Annotated in this window: 12 protein-coding genes; 2 read left to right on the top strand and 10 right to left on the bottom strand. The window is 74.6% G+C overall.

Going from position 1 to position 17,897, the window contains the following annotated elements:
* Positions 1-15: 15 nt before the first annotated feature.
* Positions 16-1,116: a winged helix DNA-binding domain-containing protein gene (locus ABT403_RS24285; RefSeq protein WP_344166315.1), complete on the bottom strand. Its 1,101-nt coding sequence runs from the start codon at positions 1,114-1,116 to the stop codon at positions 16-18.
* Between the two features lie 65 nt (positions 1,117-1,181).
* Between ABT403_RS24285 and ABT403_RS24280 the strand changes: the two genes are divergently transcribed.
* Positions 1,182-2,318 (top strand): magnesium and cobalt transport protein CorA, encoded by a 1,137-nt coding sequence (locus tag ABT403_RS24280; RefSeq protein WP_344166314.1) that lies wholly within the window; start codon positions 1,182-1,184, stop codon positions 2,316-2,318.
* A gap of 91 nt (positions 2,319-2,409) precedes the next feature.
* On the top strand, positions 2,410-3,081 hold the full coding sequence (locus ABT403_RS24275) for a hypothetical protein (protein WP_344166313.1): 672 nt from the start codon (positions 2,410-2,412) through the stop codon (positions 3,079-3,081).
* Positions 3,082-3,089: 8 nt separating this feature from the next.
* On the opposite strand, the gene ABT403_RS24270 is transcribed toward ABT403_RS24275, so the two are convergent.
* The 9 genes from ABT403_RS24270 to ABT403_RS24230 all read right to left on the bottom strand — a co-directional run.
* Entirely contained in the window at positions 3,090-3,425 is a 336-nt protein-coding gene (locus ABT403_RS24270; protein WP_344166312.1) for an ArsR/SmtB family transcription factor, read from the bottom strand.
* Positions 3,426-3,560: 135 nt separating this feature from the next.
* The gene (locus ABT403_RS24265) at positions 3,561-6,569 is read right to left on the bottom strand and encodes an aminotransferase (RefSeq protein ID WP_344166311.1); all 3,009 of its coding nucleotides are present in this window, start codon (positions 6,567-6,569) and stop codon (positions 3,561-3,563) included.
* Positions 6,570-7,720: 1,151 nt separating this feature from the next.
* On the bottom strand, positions 7,721-8,161 hold the full coding sequence (locus ABT403_RS24260) for an Lrp/AsnC family transcriptional regulator (protein WP_344166310.1): 441 nt from the start codon (positions 8,159-8,161) through the stop codon (positions 7,721-7,723).
* Between the two features lie 201 nt (positions 8,162-8,362).
* Positions 8,363-8,623 (bottom strand): DUF6213 family protein, encoded by a 261-nt coding sequence (locus ABT403_RS24255; RefSeq protein WP_344166309.1) that lies wholly within the window; start codon positions 8,621-8,623, stop codon positions 8,363-8,365.
* Positions 8,624-8,649: 26 nt separating this feature from the next.
* Positions 8,650-9,072 carry a CBS domain-containing protein gene (locus ABT403_RS24250; RefSeq protein WP_344166308.1) on the bottom strand — a complete coding sequence of 141 codons (423 nt, stop codon included), beginning with the start codon at positions 9,070-9,072 and terminating at the stop codon, positions 8,650-8,652.
* A 140-nt stretch (positions 9,073-9,212) separates the two neighbouring features.
* On the bottom strand, positions 9,213-10,670 hold the full coding sequence (locus ABT403_RS24245) for an MFS transporter (protein WP_344166307.1): 1,458 nt from the start codon (positions 10,668-10,670) through the stop codon (positions 9,213-9,215).
* Between the two features lie 115 nt (positions 10,671-10,785).
* Positions 10,786-12,837, bottom strand: a complete 2,052-nt coding sequence (gene fusA, locus ABT403_RS24240) for an elongation factor G (RefSeq protein ID WP_344166306.1) — start codon at positions 12,835-12,837, stop codon at positions 10,786-10,788.
* Positions 12,838-13,195: 358 nt separating this feature from the next.
* Positions 13,196-13,936 (bottom strand): tyrosine-protein phosphatase, encoded by a 741-nt coding sequence (locus ABT403_RS24235; protein ID WP_344166305.1) that lies wholly within the window; start codon positions 13,934-13,936, stop codon positions 13,196-13,198.
* 46 nt (positions 13,937-13,982) lie between these two features.
* A partial coding sequence (locus ABT403_RS24230; protein ID WP_351649806.1) for an SAV_2336 N-terminal domain-related protein occupies positions 13,983-17,897 on the bottom strand: 3,915 nt, incomplete at its 5' end.

Here is a 17,897-nt window from a genome sequence, read left to right as displayed (position 1 = left end):
TCCACCAGGGCGGCGTCAGCCCCGGATTGACCCGAAGCGGACCTTGCCGGGGCCGTCGCCCAGCGCGGCGAGCATCGCCTCCGCCTCGGCGGCGATCTCCTCCTTCACCGTGCGCGTCGTGTCCCGGAACAGCTCGACGGTGAGCCCGTCCTCGCTCCCCGCCCAGACCCCGCCCAGGAACCCGTCGACCATGACCACGCACCGGCTCTGGTTGCCGCTCGCGTTGCGCCCCTTGAACTCCGGGGGGATGACGCGGGTCCGGTCGGCGTGCGAGAGCAGCAGGTTGTCGAACTCGGGGAGGAAGCGGGGCGGTGCGGGGGTGCCGGGGTCGGGGCGGGGCGCGTCGGGCAGGTCGAAGAGCTCGGTGCCGTTCTCGTCGCGGAAGGTGACCAGGCGCGGCCGGAGCCGCTCGAAGACCTCCCGGAGCCGGGTGATCCCGGCCCAGGTCTGCATGTCCTTGACGGAGGCGGGCCCGAAGGCGCCGAGGTACCGCAGCACCATCGCGTCGGTCCCCTCCCGCGTCGCCTCCTGCGGGGACCGGCCGGTCCAGGTCTCCAGGGTGGTCAGCCGGACCTGCCCGCCGCGCCCCCACACCCCGCGCGGGGTCACCTGGACGAGCGGCAGCAGGCAGCGGGCGGCGACGGCCAGCGACTGCGGGTCGGCGCCGGGCCACACCCGGAGCAGTTCCTCGCGGATCTCCCCCATGGTGCGCGGCTCCTCCTCGACGAACCCGCGGGCCCGTGCGGCGAGCACCTCCAGGTCGACTCCGGCCAGCCCCTTGCGGAAGTACTGCACCTCGCGGTCCCGGGCCCCTTGCACCAGGGGCCTCAAGGTCAGGGCGTCCTGCACCGTATGCGTGTGAATGGTGGACCGCATGGTCACCATCCGCACCACCTCCCGCTCCTCCATCAGCCGCCCCAGCTCCTCGGGCCGGAACCCGGCGAGCCGGGCGTGGAGCTGGTAGTAGGGCGGCTTGACGTTCTGAGCCTGGAGCCCGAGCAGGTGCGCGACGGCATCGCCCGCCGGCATGTCGGCGCGGCTCAGCAGCAGCTGGCGGGCGAGCGTGGCACGGTTCAGTGCGCGGGTGCCGAGTACGGAACTCGTGAGGGAAGCCATACCCGCAACCTAGCCCCCGTTGCGGACACCTTCTGTCCGCAACCCGCCCCCTCCCTGGAGCTGCGATGCCGGAGCGCCCAGACCGCCGCCCCACCCCCGCGAAGCGGGCCGCCTGGCTCCGCCCGTCCGGCAACTCCCCCGCACCCCCGTCGGCGGCTCCGGCCACCGTCCCCCCGGACCACCACAGCGTGATCGACTCGGCCGTCTACCGCGAGGGCCGCCGCGTCGCCTCCCCCACCACCCTCGCCGAGACCTTCCGGCGACTGCGCGAACAGCCGGACGGCATGGCCTGGATCGGACTCCACCGCCCGACGGAATCCGAACTCCACTCCCTGGCGGCCGAGTTCAACCTCCACCCGCTCTCGATCGAAGACGCCCTGGAGGCCCACCAGCGCCCCAAGCTGGAACGCTACGGCGACACCCTCTTCGTGGTCCTGCGCGCGGCCCGCTACCTGGACGCCCAGGAGGAGGTCGACTTCGGCGAGCTCCACGTCTTCGTCGGCCCGGACTTCCTGATCACGGTCCGCCACGGCGCGGCCCCCGACCTCTCCGCGGTCCGCCGCCGCATGGAGGAATCCCCGGACCTCCTCTCCCTGGGCCCGGAGGCGGCCCTGTACGCCATCCTCGACGCGGTGGTGGACGGCTACGCCCCGGTGGTCGCGGGCGTCCAGAACGACATGGACGAGATCGAGACGGAGGTCTTCCGCGGCGACCCGGAGGTCTCCCGCCGCATCTACGAACTCTCCCGCGAGATGGTCGAGTTCCAACGCGCCACCCGCCCCCTGGTCGGCATGCTCCACGCCCTGATGGCCGGCTTCGCCAAGTACGGCACGGACGAGGAACTCCAGCGCTACCTCCGCGACGTGGCGGACCACGTCACCCACACCAGCGAACGCGTGGACGGCTTCCGCCAGGCCCTGACCGAAATCCTCACGGTCAACGCCACCCTGGTCTCCCAACAACAGAACGCCGAAATGCGAGCCCTGGCGGAGGCGGGCTTCGAACAGAACGAGGAGATCAAGAAGATCTCCTCCTGGGCCGCCATCCTCTTCGCCCCCACCCTGGTCGGCACGATCTACGGCATGAACTTCGAGACCATGCCGGAACTGCACTGGGTTGCGGGGTACCCTTTCGCGATCCTCCTGATGGCGGTGGTCTGCACGAGCCTGTACGTGATCTTCAAGAAGCGCGACTGGTTGTAGGACGGGAAGCCGCGCCGTTGATCGGCGTCGCGACGGCGGGCCGGCGGCCACGGCCCTCACCGGCGCACGGGACTTCTCAGAAAGGTGCCCCATGGCCCAGCCCACCACGGTGAGCCTCACCAAAGCGTCGCCCACGGTCTCGTTGGACAAGCACGGGGTGACCTCAGGGCTCATCAGGGTCAACCTGAACTGGACATCACCGCAGGCCGCCGCCGAGCGCTCAGCCCGCGAGGCCCGTGGTCTGTTCAGCCGGATACGGGCCTCACTGCGATCAGCCACGGCCAAGAACGTGGATCTCGACCTGGGCTGCATGATCCGGTGCACCGACGGCACCAAAACCGTCGTCCAGGCCCTGGGGAACGCCTTCGGGGCCGTGGACCGCTTCCCCTACGTCGCCCTGGACTCGGACGACCGGACCGGGTCCCGTGCGACAGGGGAGAACCTCGTCATCAACCTGGACCACCAGGCCGAGTTCCAGAAGCTCCTGCTCTTCGTCTACATCTACGACGGTTCCGGCGACTTCCGCGGCCTCGACGCGGTGGTGACCCTCACCTCCGACCGTGGTGACCGCTTCCAGGTCAGCCTCGACGAGTGCCCGCCCCAGGCGCATGCCTGCGCCATCGCCCTGATCAAGCGGCAGAAGGGCGAGCTCGTGATCGGACGCGAGGTGCGCTGGTTCACCCCGCAGGACGGCCCCGGCGTCCAGGACGTGATCTCCCGGGCGTACCGCCTCGGTATGAAGTGGACGCCGGGCAGGAAGTAGCCGGCCGGTCAGGGGTGGGGGGTGGCGCGGAGGTCGGCCAGGAGTTCGGCCTGGCCTTCCAGGACTCCCGAGAGGATCTCGCGGGCGACGCGCAGGAGTTCGGCGACGCGGGGGTGGCTCAGGCTGTAGTGGACGGTGGAGCCCTCTCTGCGGGTGACCACCAGGTTGGCCTTGCGCAGGACGGCGAGCTGCTGGGAGAGGCTCGCGGCCTCCACCCCGACCTCGGGCAGCATCTCGGCGACCGCGTGCTCGCGCACCGAGAGGAGTTCCAGGACGCGGATGCGGACCGGGTGCCCCAGCGTTTTGAAGAACTCCGCCTTCAGCTGGTACAGCGGTGTGCTCACCTCGGTACCCCTGCTGCGACTGCCCATCTCATCCACCCGGAACCGTTTCCTCGCGGGGCACCCCTGCGCCCCCTCCCCTCCACCTTATGACCTCAGCAATTGCAGGTCCGTGCACCTGTGCCCGCGCACCGGCGGTCAGCCGCGGGGTGGGGTGGCCAGTTCCGCCAGGGCCCGGTCGAGGGTGTGGGTGAAGTGGTCCACGGCGGGGGCGTCGATGCAGAGCGGGGGCTTGATCTTGAGGATGTTGAGGTGGTCGCCCGTCGGCTGGACGATGACCCCGAGGTCCAGCATGCGGTCGCAGAGTTCCGCGGTCTCCTCGGTGGCGGGCTCCAGGGTGGTGTGGTCGCGGACGAGTTCCAGGCCGAGGTAGAGGCCTGAGCCGTGGACGGCGCCGATGAGCGGGTGGCGGGCGGCGAGGGCCTGGAGGTCGGTCTTGAGGCGGCCTCCCGTGCGGACGGCGTTGCCCTGGAGGTCCTCGTCGCGCAGGGTGTCCAGGACGGTGAGGCCGGCGATGCTGGAGACGGGGCTGCCGCCGGTGGAGGAGAAGAAGTAGCCCTGGTCGCGGTAGCGGTCGGCGACGGCGCGGCTGGTGATGACGGCTCCCAGTGGATGGCCGTTGCCCATGGCCTTGGCCACGCACACGATGTCGGGGACGGCCTGCTGCTGTTCGAAGCCCCAGAACCAGTGGCCCAGGCGGCCGTAGCCGACCTGGATCTCGTCGGCGATGGCCAGGCCCCCGTGCCGGCGTACGGCGGCGTACACCTGGCGGAGGTAGCCGTCGGGGAGGGCGACGCCGCCGGCGTTGCCGTAGTAGGACTCGCTGAGGAAGGCGCCGGCGGGGCGGCCGGAGGCGGCCAGGTCGTTGATGACCCGGACGGCCTCCGGGGCGTACTGGGCGGCTTGTTCGCCGCGGTGGCGGCCCCGGTAGGAGTTGGGCGAGTCGACGGTGTGGACCCAGCCGGGGCGGGTGGCGAGGGCGTTGGGGTTGTCCTGGAGGGAGGTGGAGACGGCGTCGGAGGCGTACGTCCAGCCGTGGTAGGCCTCGCGGAGGGCGACGACGTCGTGCCGGCCGGTCGCCCCGATGGCGAGCCTGATCCCCAGGTCGACGGCCTCGGAGCCGGAGTTGACGAGGAAGACCGTGTCGAGGGGGTCGGGCAGGAGCGCGGCGAGGCGTTCGGTGAACTCGACGACGGCGGCGTAGTGGAAGCGGGAGTTGGTGTTGAGGCGGCGCAACTGGCGGGCAACGGCCTGCTCGACGCGCGGATGGGCGTGACCGAGCGGGGTGACGTTGTTGACCATGTCCAGATACGAGCGGCCCTCGGCGGAGACCATGTGGTGGCGCCACCCGCGTTCCATGCGCGGCGGGTTGGCGTAGTAGTGCTCCTGGACGGCGGCGAACGAGGCCTCGCGGCGGGCGAGGAGGTCCGGCTGCGGGGCGGCGGTGGCGGCCGCCGGGAGGCCGAGGAGCGGGGCGGGGTCGGCGGTGAGCGCGAGCCAGCCGGGGGCGTACTCGGGCCGCACCAGCGGCGGGACGGCGGGGCCGGCGGGCAGGCGCAGCGAGAGGCGGAAGCGGGTGCCGGCCTCGACGGCGGCCAGCCGGTCGCCGGCGCGCACGGGCGCCCCGGCGGCGGGGGCGGGCCGGACGGTGTCGGGGAAGGAGAGGTGCAGGACGTACGGGCCGCCGGCGAGGGTCAGGTGGCCCGGGGCCGCCGCGAGGACCTCGCCGTCGTACGGGGCGTGCAGCTCTGCGGCCCGGGCCGGCCATACGTCGATGCCGGTCGCGACGGTGGCGGGTGAGGTGGCGGACAGGGCGGGGGCCTCGGTGAGCCGCACACCGCCGTGCCGGGTGACGACGGCGGTCGCGCCGGCCTCGGCGAGGAGCGCGGCCGCGAGGCGGTCGTCGGCGCCCTTCTCCAGCCAGGTGCCGTGGTCCATGGCGTCGGCCTCGGCGGACAGGTCGAGGAGCCTGATGCCGGCCGGGTCGAGTCCGGCCACCAGGGGCCGGGCGGGGGCGGGTACGGGGACGGGGGCAGGGGCAGGGACGGGGGCGGCGCTCCGGACGGGGGCCGGGCGGAGGCTCTCGGCGATCAGGCGGGTCATGACCGCGGCCGGTACGGCGGTGGCCTGTTCGAAGATGCGCCACTCGCGGTCGAGGGCGGCGTTGACGTAGGCGTTGTCCCCGTCGACGGCGGCCTGGTGGCGACCGCTGACCACCAGGGTCGCGGCACGGAGGACGACCAGCGGCCACAGGGCCGCCGCCTCGGCGGCGGACAGCGGGCGGACCTCGTGGAAGGCGCGGACGGCGGGCAGGAGGTGGTGCGGTTCCATGCCGTCGTGGTGCAGCATCGAGGACAGCGGTACCGCGAGCTCGCACACCGCCCAGGTGTCCGTCAGGTCGCCGAAGTCGATGATCCCGTCGGGCAGCGGCAGCGGGCCATCCGGGGTGCGGACCAGGTTGTCGTCGGTCAGGTCCAGGTGCACGGCCTGGCGCGGGAGCCGGTCGGCGACCTCCAGCAGGGCGGTCCGGGCCTCGGTGACCGCCGCCTGTACGGCGGCGCGCCGGTCCGCCTCGGTGACGTGTTCCAGGAGCTGGTCGACGACCCGTTCGGCGTGGCGGGGGTCCCACTGCAGGACGCGGTCCAGTCCCGGATGGCGGAAGCCGCTCAGGGTGGTGCTGACCCGGCCGGCGATCGTTCCCATGGCGGCGACCGTCCGGGGCGGCAGGTGGCGCGGGCCCGAGAGCGTCCCGCCGGGCAGGTGCCGCAGCAGCCGCGCGGTGACGGGGCCGCCGTCGGTGTCCACGGCGGCGATCCTGCGGCTGCCGTCGGCGGCCCGCAGGACGGTCGCCAGGCGCAGCCCGGGCTGCGCGTCGGCGATCAGGTCGGCGGCGGTGTCCTGGGCGTCGATCTCGGTCGCGGTGAAGACCGGGTTCGCGATCTTGAGGACGGCGGCGGGCGATCCGTCGGGGTGGGACAGGAGGAAGTTGGCGTCCTGCTGGCTGCCGAGCGAGGCGGCGTGTACGTCGAGGCCGAAGTGTTCGGCGGCTATCCGACGCGCCTGCCCGGCGGTGACGCGCGGGGCGGGAAGGGCCTGGTGGGTGAAGAAGTCGACGGTCTGGGGGCGGGGCTGGTGGTCGTACGTCATGTCGGGACCTCGGCTGTTCGGACGGGGACGGGGGCGGGGGCGGGTGGATCGCCGCGCCTGGGGAGGGCGGCAGGCCGGTGCGGGCGTACGGACGTGCGTGCGTGGGTGGCTCACGGGTCCGGCACCGAGGGCCGTCCCGGCGCCGCTCGCGGCGGGATGCCGGCGTGGACGGGGGGGATCAGCGGCCGGGGAGGCCGCAGGGCGGGGGGAGCGGCGAGGGGGCCACGCCCCGGGGGGAGCTGCGGTCCGGGAAGGCCGCGGGGGCGCAGGGAGCGCCCGCCCGGGAAGGCTGCGGGGCGGAAGGAACGGCGGCCCAGGAAGGCTGCGGGGCGGAACGAACGGCGGCCTGGGAAGGCCGGACGGCGGATAAACCTCCGGTTGGGAGGCCGGCGGCCGGGCCGAAGACCGGGTGGGTCTCGGAGCGGACCGGCCGGAGACGGGATGGCCTCGGGCCGGGCGGGTGGGGCCGGGTGGGGACCGAGGGGCACGGGACTGCCGGTCGGCCCCAGGCCGGGAGCCCTGCGGCCCGGGACCCGCGAGCCGGGCACCAGGTCGTGGGCCGGGACCCAGGACCGAGGGGCAGCGGCCGCAACCCGCCGGCCGTCGGGCTCGGGCCGTAGACCGGAGGGCCAAGAACCCCGAGCTCGGGAGCCGGGGAGCAGCGGCCCGGGACCCGCGAACCGGGCACCAGGTCGTGGGCCCGGACTCAGGCCCGAGAGGCAGCAGCCCCAACCCGCCGACCGCCGGGCTCAGGCCGTAGACCGGGAGGCCAAGGGCCCCCGGCCCCCAAACCCAGGAGCCGCGGCCCGGGACCCGCGAGCCGGGCACCAGGTCGTGGCCCCGGACTCAGGCCGGAGAGGCAGCGGCCGCAACCCGCCGGCCGTCGGGCTCGGGGCGTAGACCGGAGGGCCAAGGACCGCGAGCCCGGAAACCCGGAAGCCCAGGACCAGGGAGCCCGAGGAGCAGCGGACACCGGGGAGACCGGGGAGCCGGGGAAACCGGGGCCGCGTGCCGGGTAAGCCCGGGGCCGGGTCACAGGTCAGGGGCCCGAGGTCACCGGTCGGGGCCAGGGGTCTCGGGGTGTGTGGGGAGGCCCCTGGGGCACGAGACCCGACCCCGTGGCGCCCCCCGGCCCGGGCCGGGGGGCGGCGTCAGTCGACGTCCCAGAGGAAGCGGTGGGTGTGGATCCCGAAGTAGGGGAAGTTCTCCACCGCCGCGACGCCCTCGATGGGGCGTACGACGTCGTTGACGAAGTCCAGCAGGTCGTGCGGACGGCGGCAGACGACCTCCGCGAACAGGTCGAACGTGCCTGAGGTGAGCACGGCGTAGACGATCTCGTCGTGGTGCGAGAGCGCGTCGGCCACGGCGCGCGGATCGCCGTCCACGCGCAGGCCGAGCATGGCCATGGTCTGGCCGCCCATGGCCATGGGGTCGGTGACCCCGACCACCTGTACCACCTTGGTGTCGATCAGCCGATGGAGCCGTTGCCGGGCCGCCGAGGGCGACAGCCCGACCTTCGGCCCGAGTTCGGCGTACGGGATCCGCCCGTCCGCCTGGAGCTCGCGCAGGATCGCCCGGTCGATGTCGTCCATGGCTCTCACCTCCTGTACGGAACCAGCTAAACATCTGCTTGATTCGAGCACAAGAGGCGTCCATCACGATGGAATCAGTTGCCTAGGCGATTGAATCGGTTGTCGATCAGTCCGCGTCGGCGTGCGGTGGACGCCTGCTTCGGGCGACTGATGGGCGAGAGGGACGGCCGGCGGGCGAGGGCGGTCGGGGCCTGAACCGGCTCAGGCCGGCGGGGCGGCTTCCTCCCCGTCGGCGTCACCCTCGAGGGTCATGAGGCCGATGCACTCCACGTCGATCTGGTCGGCCAGCTCCACCAGGACGCCGGCCAGCCCGAGGGCCGTGCCCGGGTCCAGATCGGTCTCACCGTCGTACACCGAGTTCAGCCAGCCGCCCGCGAGGCGGCGCAGCAGGGCGGTGACCTCGTCCGCGGGGATCAGCAGGCCGCCGTCCGCCACCGAGACCAGGGGTACGTACGCGTTCATGACGCAGCCTCCTCCGCCGCCCGCCTTCAGTCCTCGGGCCCGGCCGCCGCGATCGCGGCGAGGGCCGACCCCGGGTCCTGCTCCACCACGAGGTCGCCGAGGCTGACGACGCCGACGAGTTCGCCGTCCCCGGTCACCACCGGCAGACGCCGCAGGGCCTTGCGCCGCATGAGGGCGATGGCCTCGTCCACGCCGTCGTCGGGCCGGACGGTGACCGGGTCGGTGGTGCAGACGGCGTCCACGGTCGTCTCGGCGGGGTCCCGGCCGTCGGCCACGGCGCGGACGACGAGGTCCCGGTCGGTCAGGATGCCGCGCAGCCTGCCGGCGTCGACGACGAGCACGTCCCCGATGTCGGCGTCGCGCATCACCCGCGCCGCCTCGGCCAGCGAGGTCGGCTTCTCGACGGCCACCGGATTCCCGGTCATCACCTCGTGCACGCGACGCGTCATCGCTCCTCCCAGGTCCGGATGCCTGTGCCGGAGCCCAGCGCCGGATCCCCGTGCCGGATACGGCTCCCACCGGGCGGCTACCCGCGCCGGGGCCGGGCAATCACCGCCGTCCGGACGGGGGCCCGGGTGGGGGTGGCGGCTCAGGCGGCGGGAGCGGGCGGGGCCGCGGCCAGCCGCCGCAGCGCGGACCGGCGCTGGACCAGGGCCAGGCCCGCCACCCCCGCGCCGAGCGCGAGCCAGCCGGCCGGGCCGGCGGCCATGACGGCGCCGGTCAGCAGGAGCGGGCCGACGGCCTTCTGGGTGGACGGGGAGATGCCCGCCACCCCCAGGTACGAGGCCCGGGCCTCCCCCGGCGCGAGGGAGACGGCCAGTTCCCAGGAGCAGACCGAGCGCACCAGCTCGGCGGCGGTGACCAGGACCGCCGCGCCGAGCAGGACGGCGGACGCGGTCCAGGGGCCGTTGGCGGGGGTCAGCGCGAGGAGCACGCAGGCGCCGAGCAGGAAGAGCCCGTACCAGGCGACGGCGCCGGCCGCCTCGTACGGGGTGCGGACCTTGGCCGAGACGGTGAGCTGGAGGACGACGACGAGCACGGTGTTGACGGCGAGGAACGCCGGGACGACGGCGTGCGGTGCGTCGGTGTGGTGGACGAGCCACAGCGGCAGGCCGACGTTGAGGAGCGAGTCGTCCAGGTTGAGGGGCATGTCCAGCAGGACGAAGCGGAGGTAGCCCCGGTCCCGCCAGGGGCTCCGGCGGCCGGACGGGTTCACGTGGGCGGGGCCGGCGTGGGCCGGAGCGGCCTCGGCCTTCGGCCGCGCGGCGGCGGCGACCAGGCGTCCGGGGTCGTGCGGTTCGCGGGTGCGCCACACCAGGACGGAGGCCACCAGGAAGGACAGGGCGTTGCCGAGGATGAGGACCTCGTACGCGCCCCGGGTGCCGATGGCGAGGCCGATGGCGGCGATGCCGGCGCCGACGGCGTACCCGGCGTTGGCGGCGCTGCGCGACAGGGCCTGGTAGGTGGCGCGGCGCTCGCCCGCCACCCGGGTGGCGAAGAGCATCTCAAGGGTCTTGGCGGCCCGGTCGCCGAGGTGGGTGAGGGCCACGATCGCCAGGAGCAGCTCGAAGCGGGTGACGACGAGCATCGCACAGAGGGCGGCGAGCCGCAGCAGGTGACAGGCGATCAGGAGGGGGCGTACGGGGAACCGGTCGGCCAGGTGGCCGGCGAGCGGGGAGCCGGCGATGCCCGCGATCGCGCCGACGCCGAGCATGAGGCCGAGGCGGGCGGCGTCGAGGCCGACGACGAAGGTGAAGAAGAGGACGGAGGCGGCGGCCCAGACGCCGGTTCCGGTGCGGTCGAGGAGCTGGCCGAGCAGCATGATCCGCGCGTCCCGGCCGCCGGGCGGCCGCCGCAACTGCGCGATCAGCCCGCCCGCCCCGGAGCCGCCCTCCACGCCGGGGCCCGCAGCGCCGCCCGCGTGCACGGCCGGGGACCGGGCCGGAGCCGGGGGCGCGGGCGGGGTGCCGGGCCCCGGGGCTGCGGCGCCGCCGGGGCCGGTGGCGTGGTCGTCCCTGGCCTGTCCTGCCGTACCGCGCCGTCCCATGCCGGGCCCCCGCCTTCCCCCGTCCGAAAGTATCTCGATGTCGAGATACCAGACGGCAGCCTGCCCTCTCATCTATCTCGACGTCAAGATATTTCGGACCGGGGTGATCCGGCCTCTAGCGCGGCAGGAGCGTCGCGGCCACCCCCGCCGGGACCGGGGCGAGGCCCGCCGGGCGGGTGGTGAAGGTGCCCCGGCCCTGGGTGCGGCCGCGCAGGCGGGACGCGTAGCCGAACAGTTCGGCCAGCGGCACCGTCGCCGTCACCACCGCCGTCCCGGCCCGGGTGGCCGAGCCGGTGACCCGGCCGCGCCGGGCGGCGAGGTCACCGAGGACCGCGCCGACGGACTCGTCCGGGACGGTCACCGTGACCTCCGCGACCGGCTCCAGGAGCTCCAGCGCGCTCGCGCGCAGGGCTTCCCGCAGCGCGAACCGGCCGGCCGCGCGGAAGGCGAACTCCGAGGAGTCCTTGGAGTGGGTCGCCCCGTCGGTCAGGACGACCCGCAGCCCCGTCACCGGATGCCCGCCGAGGGGACCCTCCGCGAGGGCGTCCCGGCAACCCGCCTCCACGGCCCGCGCGTACTCCTGCGGGACCCGGCCCCCGACCACGGCCGAACGGAACGCGAAGCCCGGCTCGCCCAGCGGCTCGACGTCGATCACCACATGGGCGAACTGGCCCGCGCCACCCTCCTGTTTGACGTGCCGGTAGACCAGCCCCGAGACACCCTCCACCACGGTCTCCCGGTAGGAGACCCGGGGCCGGCCCACGACGACCTCCACCCCCTGGTCCCGGCGGATCTTCTCCACCGCGACCTCCAGATGGAGCTCGCCCAGCCCCGACAGCACGGTCTGCCCCGTCTCCGCGTCGGTCCGGACCACCAGCGAGGGGTCCTCCTCGGCGATCCGGGCGAGCGCGGCGGAGAGCCGGCCGGTGTCCGTGCTGCGGCCCGCCTCGACCGCCACCGACACCACCGGATCGGCCACCGTGGGCGGTTCGAGCAGCAGCGGGGCCCCGGGCGCGCACAGGGTGCTGCCCGCGCGGGCCGTCTTGGGCCCGATCACCGCGACGATGTCACCCGCCACCGCCTCCTCCCGTTCCTCGTGCCGGTCGGCCTGCACCCGCAGGATCCGCCCGATCCGTTCCGTCCTGCCCGTACCGGGGTCCAGTACGGTGTCGCCCTTGCGCAGGGTGCCCGCGTAGAGGCGTACGTACGTCAGCCGTCCGGTCGTGCTCGCCGTCACCTTGAAGGCGAGGGCGGCCAGCGGCTCCGCCGGGTCGGCGGGGCGGCCCTGCACCGCCGGCATGTCGGCCGGCGACGGCAGGTACGCCACGACGGCGTCCAGCAGCGGCTCGATCCCGCGGTTGCGGTAGGCCGAGCCGCACAGCACCACGACGCCGTCCCCGGCGAGGGTCAGCTCGCGCAGGGCGCGGACCAGCGTCTCCTCGGTGAGGGAGCCGGAGGCGCAGAACTCCTCCAGGGCGTCCGCGTGGAGTTCGGCCACCGTCTCCTCCAGGAGCCGGCGCCGCCCGCGCGCCTCCTCCAGCAGCTCTACGGGGACGGGCGCCGTCTCGTACGCGTCCTTGCCCGTGCCCGCGCCCCACAGCAGGGCGCGCATCCGCAGGAGGTCGACGACGCCGGTGAAGGCGTCCTCACGGCCGACGGGCAGCTGGACGACCAGGGGGACGGCGCCGAGCCGGTCCCGGATCGAGGCCACCGCCGCGTCGAGGTCGGCGCCGGCCCGGTCCAGCTTGTTGACGAACGCGATGCGCGGCACGCCGTGCCGGTCCGCCTGCCGCCACACCGACTCGCTCTGCGGCTCGACCCCGGCGACGGCGTCGAACACGGCGACGGCCCCGTCGAGCACGCGCAGCGAGCGCTCGACCTCGTCGGCGAAGTCGACGTGGCCGGGGGTGTCGATCAGGTTGATCCGGTGCCCGTCCCAGGCGCAGCTGACGGCCGCGGCGAAGATGGTGATGCCGCGGGCGCGCTCCTGGGCGTCGAAGTCGGTGACGGTCGTCCCGTCGTGGACCTCGCCGCGCTTGTGGATGGTGCCGGTCGCGAACAGGATCCGCTCGGTGACGGTGGTCTTGCCCGCGTCGACGTGGGCGAGGATGCCGAGGTTGCGGACGGTGGTGAGGGGGCTGGGGCGGGTTTCGGTGCGAGTGCGCATGGCCCAGGGCCTTTCGGATGCCGGGATCTGGTGAAGAGGGCGGCGCGATTGCCCGACGTATCGTCATGACACGTCGCGAGGAGGCCGGTTAAGGGCCTGCGGACGTGTCGAGGCCGAGGGAACTCGGACGCATGCGTCGGGGCGTACGGTGACAGCCGCGCAGCTGTTACCGCGCGGTGCGAGACACCGGGATCACGTCGTACCGGGCCGGGGGAACGAGGGCGGCGGCGGTGTGCGTACGCATGACCCTGTTCCCCTTCTCTTCGTCCGACGGCATGAGGCGCGCGGGCCGTTTCGGCGGCGCGCACGGCGAGTGTAGGCAGTGCGCGCCGCCGGGGGCACCGGATTTTCCGCGGCCTCAGACGAGGAGGCGCTCGCGCAGCCGGGCGGCGGTGGCGGGGGTGACGCCGACGGCGTCGGAGAGGTAGCCGGAGGGAGACCCGTAACGGCTCGTCAGGTCGGCGAGGACCAGGGCCATGACCTCGGCCGGGGCGCGTCCGTACGCGGGCCAGCGCAGGGTGCGGCCGGGGTGGGCGGCGTGCCAGTCCGCGACGAGGCGGGCGGTGGCGAGCTCGGTGAGGGCGAAGTCGGCCAGGATCTGCTCCTCGTCCACGTCGAGGAGGGTCAGGACGAGCGCGGCGATGAGGCCGGTGCGGTCCTTGCCCGAGGCGCAGTGGAAGACGGCGGGTCCCGGGCCGTCGGCGATCAGCTCGATGGCCCGACGGATCTCCTCGGTCCCGTCCTCGGCGACTTCGGCGAAGCGGTCGGCGAGGTAGCGCCAGGGGTCGAGGGCGGGGTCGATCGCGGACTGGTCGTAGGGGCGGTGCTCGATGCTGAGGTTGGCGTAGGTGAACCGCTCCGGCTCGGGTATCCGGCCCTTGGCCTCGATCTCCCAGGGGTAGCGCAGGTCGATGACGGTACGGATGCCGAGGCCGAGGAAGCGGTCCCAGTCGCCGTGCGCGGTGTCGAGCTTCCCGAGGGAGTCGGAGCGGTAGAGGACGCCCGTGGCGACGCTGCGACCGTCGGCGGAGCGGTAGCCGCCGAGGTCGCGGAAGTTGTGGAGACGGGCGAAGGGGATGTGGCGCGAGGCGGCGGACACGGGTGAACTCCTGTGGTGGGTGGGGTCGTTGTGCCGCCAGAATGCCTCATTCTTCGCCGGGGTCGGGGTCCGCGGGGGCCGGCTCTGCGGGGGCCGGCTCCTCGGGATGGGAGGCGGCGGGGTGGGGGGAGGTGATGTTCCACAGGCCGGTGTCGGTACTGGTCGCCGACCAGTCGCCCGGCAGGGAGAGGGGGACGGAGAGCCTGATGCCGGTGAACTCGGCCGTGGCGTGGAAGGACGTGCCCTCGAAGGTCAGCCCGGCCCGGAACTCGGAGTCCTCGATGGAGACGCCGGCGTCGAAGATCGCGTCGTCGAAACCGGTGGCGGTCGCGAAGTCGGCGCGCTGGAAGCGCGCCGGCCCCTGGAACCGCGCCCCTTCGAACCGGCTCACCTCGTTCTCGACGGTCATGTCGCGCCAGCGGAGCAGGCTGGAGAAGACCGCCTGGTCGAAGGAGACGCCGTGCCGGCACACGCTGTGCGTGAACAGCGCCGGGCCGCCGAAGGCGGCGCGGGAGAAGACGACGGATGCCGCGAAGGTGCTCGTGTCGAACCGGACCGCGCCTTCGAAGGCGGTGAAGACGAACGTGGCCGGGCCGTCGAACCGGGTGTCCCGGAAGAGCGCCTCGCCCCGGCACACCGCGTCGCCGAATCCCGCCGAGGCACCGAACCGCGTGCCGACGGCGGAGAACGTACCGGCCCACACCGCGTGCTCGAACTGCGCCGGTCCGGCAAACCGGGAGCCGTCGAGCACCATCCGGCCCCCGCTCCTCACCCGGCGGAAATCGGCCCGTCCCTCCACCCTCATCCCGGTGAGGGCCGCGCCGTCCTCCAGAAGAGCGCTCTGGAAGGAGACCTGGTCCGTCCAGGTGACGCCGGAGAAATCCGCTCCCCGGGTGAAGGCGGTGCGGCCGAAGTCGGCGGGGCCTGCGAACAGGCTTCCCCCGAACGTCGCCGTTTCCCGGAACACGGCCCGGCCGAAGAGGGCCTGGCTCTGGAAGGCGGCCCCGGAGAAGTCCGCCGGGCCGTCGAACCAGGTCCCCGAGAAATCGGCCTCTCCCGTGAACACCGCCCCCGTTTCCGCCCAGCCCTCGTCGAAGCGCGCTTCCTCGAAGGCCACCGCCCCCAGGACCGGCCGCCCGGTCTCCGGGTCCCGTACCGCGTCGAGGACCCGCCGCAGCAGACCCGCGCCGAACGGGACGCCCCGGAAGTCGAGGGGGTCGCCGGGGCGCAGACCGCTCAGCACCGCTTCCTGTTCGCCCGGCGGCAGGTGGGCCAGGCAGGCGGACAGGCCCGGCGGGCGGATGCCCGGGCAGCCCTGCGGCCGGTCGCCGGAGGCGCCGGTCCGGCAGCGGAGCCAGGCGACCGCCGCGTTCCGTACGGATCTCTCGGCCCGCGCCAGCAGCTCCCCCAGCTGCCGGGGGTCGCCCTCGGAGACCCAGGCCCCGACGCCGTCCCCGAGCGGGGTGAAGGCGCTCAGCGCGGTCGGCCCGGCCAGGGCGCCGAGTTCCTCGTACAGCGGCTGGGACAGGGCGAGGAGAAGGCGCCCGGTCCGGGCCCTCCTGGCCCTTCTCAGCCGCTCCGCGATCAGGTCGTGCCCGATCAGCCGTGCCGGTGGCTCCGGTGCCCTTCCCGGCTCCCCGATCCCCAGCACCACGGCGAGCGGGGACGGCAGGTCCTGCGCCGGCGTGTCCCCGTACGTGGCGAGGGCCGTCGGCAGCGCCCCCAGCAGCCGCCCCGCGCGGCCCAGGGCGCCGGGCGGTTCGAGCACGAGGTGCAGCGTCCTCGGTCCGGCGCCGCCGAGCAGCGTCCCGCCGATCAGCGGATCCGTCATCAGCTGGGCCAGGGGGGCGCGCGGCACGGCCCCGTGGACCACCCGTACGTCCACGGTCACCCGGGGTCCGACGACGACGCCGCCGCGGTGGGGGGCCGGCTGTGTGCGGGCGTCCAGGGCCGCGCGGAAGGAGGGCTGCTCCATCAGGGCGGCACCGGACAGGAACACCATCCGGTCGGGCTCGACCGTGTGCACCACCCCCAGCAGAGCGCCCTCCGAGGACAGCGGGCCGCCCACGAAGTGGGTCCAGGTCTCCGGCTCGACGGAAAGGCGGACGAGTTCCCCGTTGGGCGCCCCGTCCCAGTCCAGGACCCCGGTCAGCGCGGTCCGCAGCCCCGCTTCCGTGAGGCCGTCGACGCGAACCCGTGCCTCCGCCGCGTCCGGGAGGGTTCCCCAGGCCTGCGGAACGAGGCCCGCCGGCTCCACCAGGTCCTCTCCGCTCTCCAGCAGCAGCACGCGCGGTGTTCCGTAATCCCACCAGACCGGCTGGCAGGGGATCTCCCGGCCGCCCGACCGGACCCAGGCGACCGTCTCCTGCGGCCGGGGGACGTTCCCCACCGCGAGCACGAGCCGGGGCCCCAGCAGCGTCCCCACCTCCTTCGGCTCCGTGAGCGGCTCGAACCGGACGCGGACCACCCGGTCCGCGAGCCCGGCGTCCGGGGCCGGGGTCTGGGTCTGGACCGGGGTCTGGGCCTGGACCGGGGCCCGGGGCCCGGCGACGGGGGCGGGTTCCGCCGGCCCGGGGTCGGGCCGGCGCTCGGCGAACGGCAGCGCCCCGTCCGGGACCGGCCGCCGGCCCGCCTGCCCCGTCGTGACCCGGGTCGCCGAGAAGTCCGGCCCCGTGCCCCGGTTGCGGGACATGAACTCCCACACCCGGCGGCGGACCAGTTCCCGTACCGCCGCCACGTCCCCGCGCAGCTGGGAGCCGAGCAGGGCCTCCCGTACGCCCGGGAGGAACTCGAACTCGGTCTCCTCCGGGCGGCGGTGGCCGTCCCAGGGGGCGAAGAGGCCGCCGAGGGCCACCTCCGCCAGGTGGCCGTGTTCGGAGCCGCGCAGCAGGGAGCGGCGTACGAGGGTCATCACGGGCAGGGTCAGCGGTACCGCGGCCAGGTGCGCGGCGAGCCGCTGGGCGGTCGGGGAGGCCCCGGCCCGGAAGCGTTCAACCACCTCCAGGGGGTCCGCCGAGGGCAGGGGCGCCGCTGCGGGCGGGCCGGCGGCCGCGTCGAGGCGCAGGCAGGCCAGACGGCGCCAGCGGCCGTCGCCGGACACGACCCGTACGAGGCGGGCGAGGCTGCCGGAGGCGAGGCCGACGACCGGGACCACCGGGCCGCCGCCGCGCGCCCGCCGGGCGGCGGGGACCCGCTGCCAGGAGCGGGTGGCGGCGGCGGGCCGGTCGGAGCGGACGGCGAAGGGCACGGGCCGTACGGCGCCCCGGCTCCACAGCCGTTCGGGCAGGACGTTCAGCACGGCGACGGCGTTGTGGCCGCTCCAGTGGCGCAGGACCGCGCGCAGCGGGCCCTCCCGCCAGCCTCCGGCGACGGTGTCGGAGAGGACGAGGATCAGCCGGCGGCCGGCCGGGTCGGCGAGTTCGAGGGGGTTGCGGGGCGGCTCGCCGGGGCCGCGGGCGAGCTGCGGGGTGCCTGCGGGGCCGGTGCCGGTGAGCTGCCAGGTGCGTACGTCGCGGAAGACGCCGCTGCGGGTGAGGACCCCGCGCAGTTCGGCGGCCAGGTCGGCCCACAGCAGCATCGAGGGGTGGGCGTCGACGACCAGGGCCAGGTCCAGCCAGCGGCTCTCGGCGGGGCGCAGCACCGGGGTGGGGATCATGGCCTCGATGCTGCGTTCCACGGTGAGCTGTTCGTCGAGTTCCTCGCCGGGGCCGCCGATGGAGCGGCGTCCGACGGGCCGCAGGGCGCGCATCAGGCCCAGCGGGTCGTCGAGGGAGGCGGTGCGGGGCAGCCGCAGGGGTACGCCGCGCCGTGTGCCCTCCGCGTCGGCGTGTCCGGCGGGCGGGCCGGGGCGGGTGGCGGCGGGGAAGAGCTGGACGGCGCCGGGCCCTGGAGCGGGGGCGGGGCCGGGTGGCGGGCCGTGCGCGTCGGGCGGGCGCGACGCGGCGTCGACGGACGCCGGGGC

Origin of the sequence: Streptomyces sp. NPDC000075 (genome assembly GCF_040301925.1) — a bacterium.
Classification (GTDB): Bacteria; Actinomycetota; Actinomycetes; order Streptomycetales; family Streptomycetaceae; genus Streptomyces; species Streptomyces polychromogenes.
Note: the sequence above shows the minus strand (reverse complement) of the source record. Positions and strands in the feature narration are given on the sequence as shown.

What these genes read in the sequence shown, in the direction of transcription:
- ABT403_RS24285 (WP_344166315.1), bottom strand. Translation starts at nt 1,116, where the DNA reads ATGGCTTCCCTCACGAGTTCCGTACTCGGCACCCGCGCACTGAACCGT.
- ABT403_RS24280 (WP_344166314.1), top strand. Translation starts at nt 1,182, where the DNA reads ATGCCGGAGCGCCCAGACCGCCGCCCCACCCCCGCGAAGCGGGCCGCC.
- ABT403_RS24275 (WP_344166313.1), top strand. Translation starts at nt 2,410, where the DNA reads ATGGCCCAGCCCACCACGGTGAGCCTCACCAAAGCGTCGCCCACGGTC.
- ABT403_RS24265 (WP_344166311.1), bottom strand. Translation starts at nt 6,569, where the DNA reads ATGACGTACGACCACCAGCCCCGCCCCCAGACCGTCGACTTCTTCACC.
- ABT403_RS24260 (WP_344166310.1), bottom strand. Translation starts at nt 8,161, where the DNA reads ATGGACGACATCGACCGGGCGATCCTGCGCGAGCTCCAGGCGGACGGG.
- ABT403_RS24255 (WP_344166309.1), bottom strand. Translation starts at nt 8,623, where the DNA reads ATGAACGCGTACGTACCCCTGGTCTCGGTGGCGGACGGCGGCCTGCTG.
- ABT403_RS24250 (WP_344166308.1), bottom strand. Translation starts at nt 9,072, where the DNA reads ATGACGCGTCGCGTGCACGAGGTGATGACCGGGAATCCGGTGGCCGTC.
- ABT403_RS24245 (WP_344166307.1), bottom strand. Translation starts at nt 10,670, where the DNA reads ATGGGACGGCGCGGTACGGCAGGACAGGCCAGGGACGACCACGCCACC.
- fusA (WP_344166306.1), bottom strand. Translation starts at nt 12,837, where the DNA reads ATGCGCACTCGCACCGAAACCCGCCCCAGCCCCCTCACCACCGTCCGC.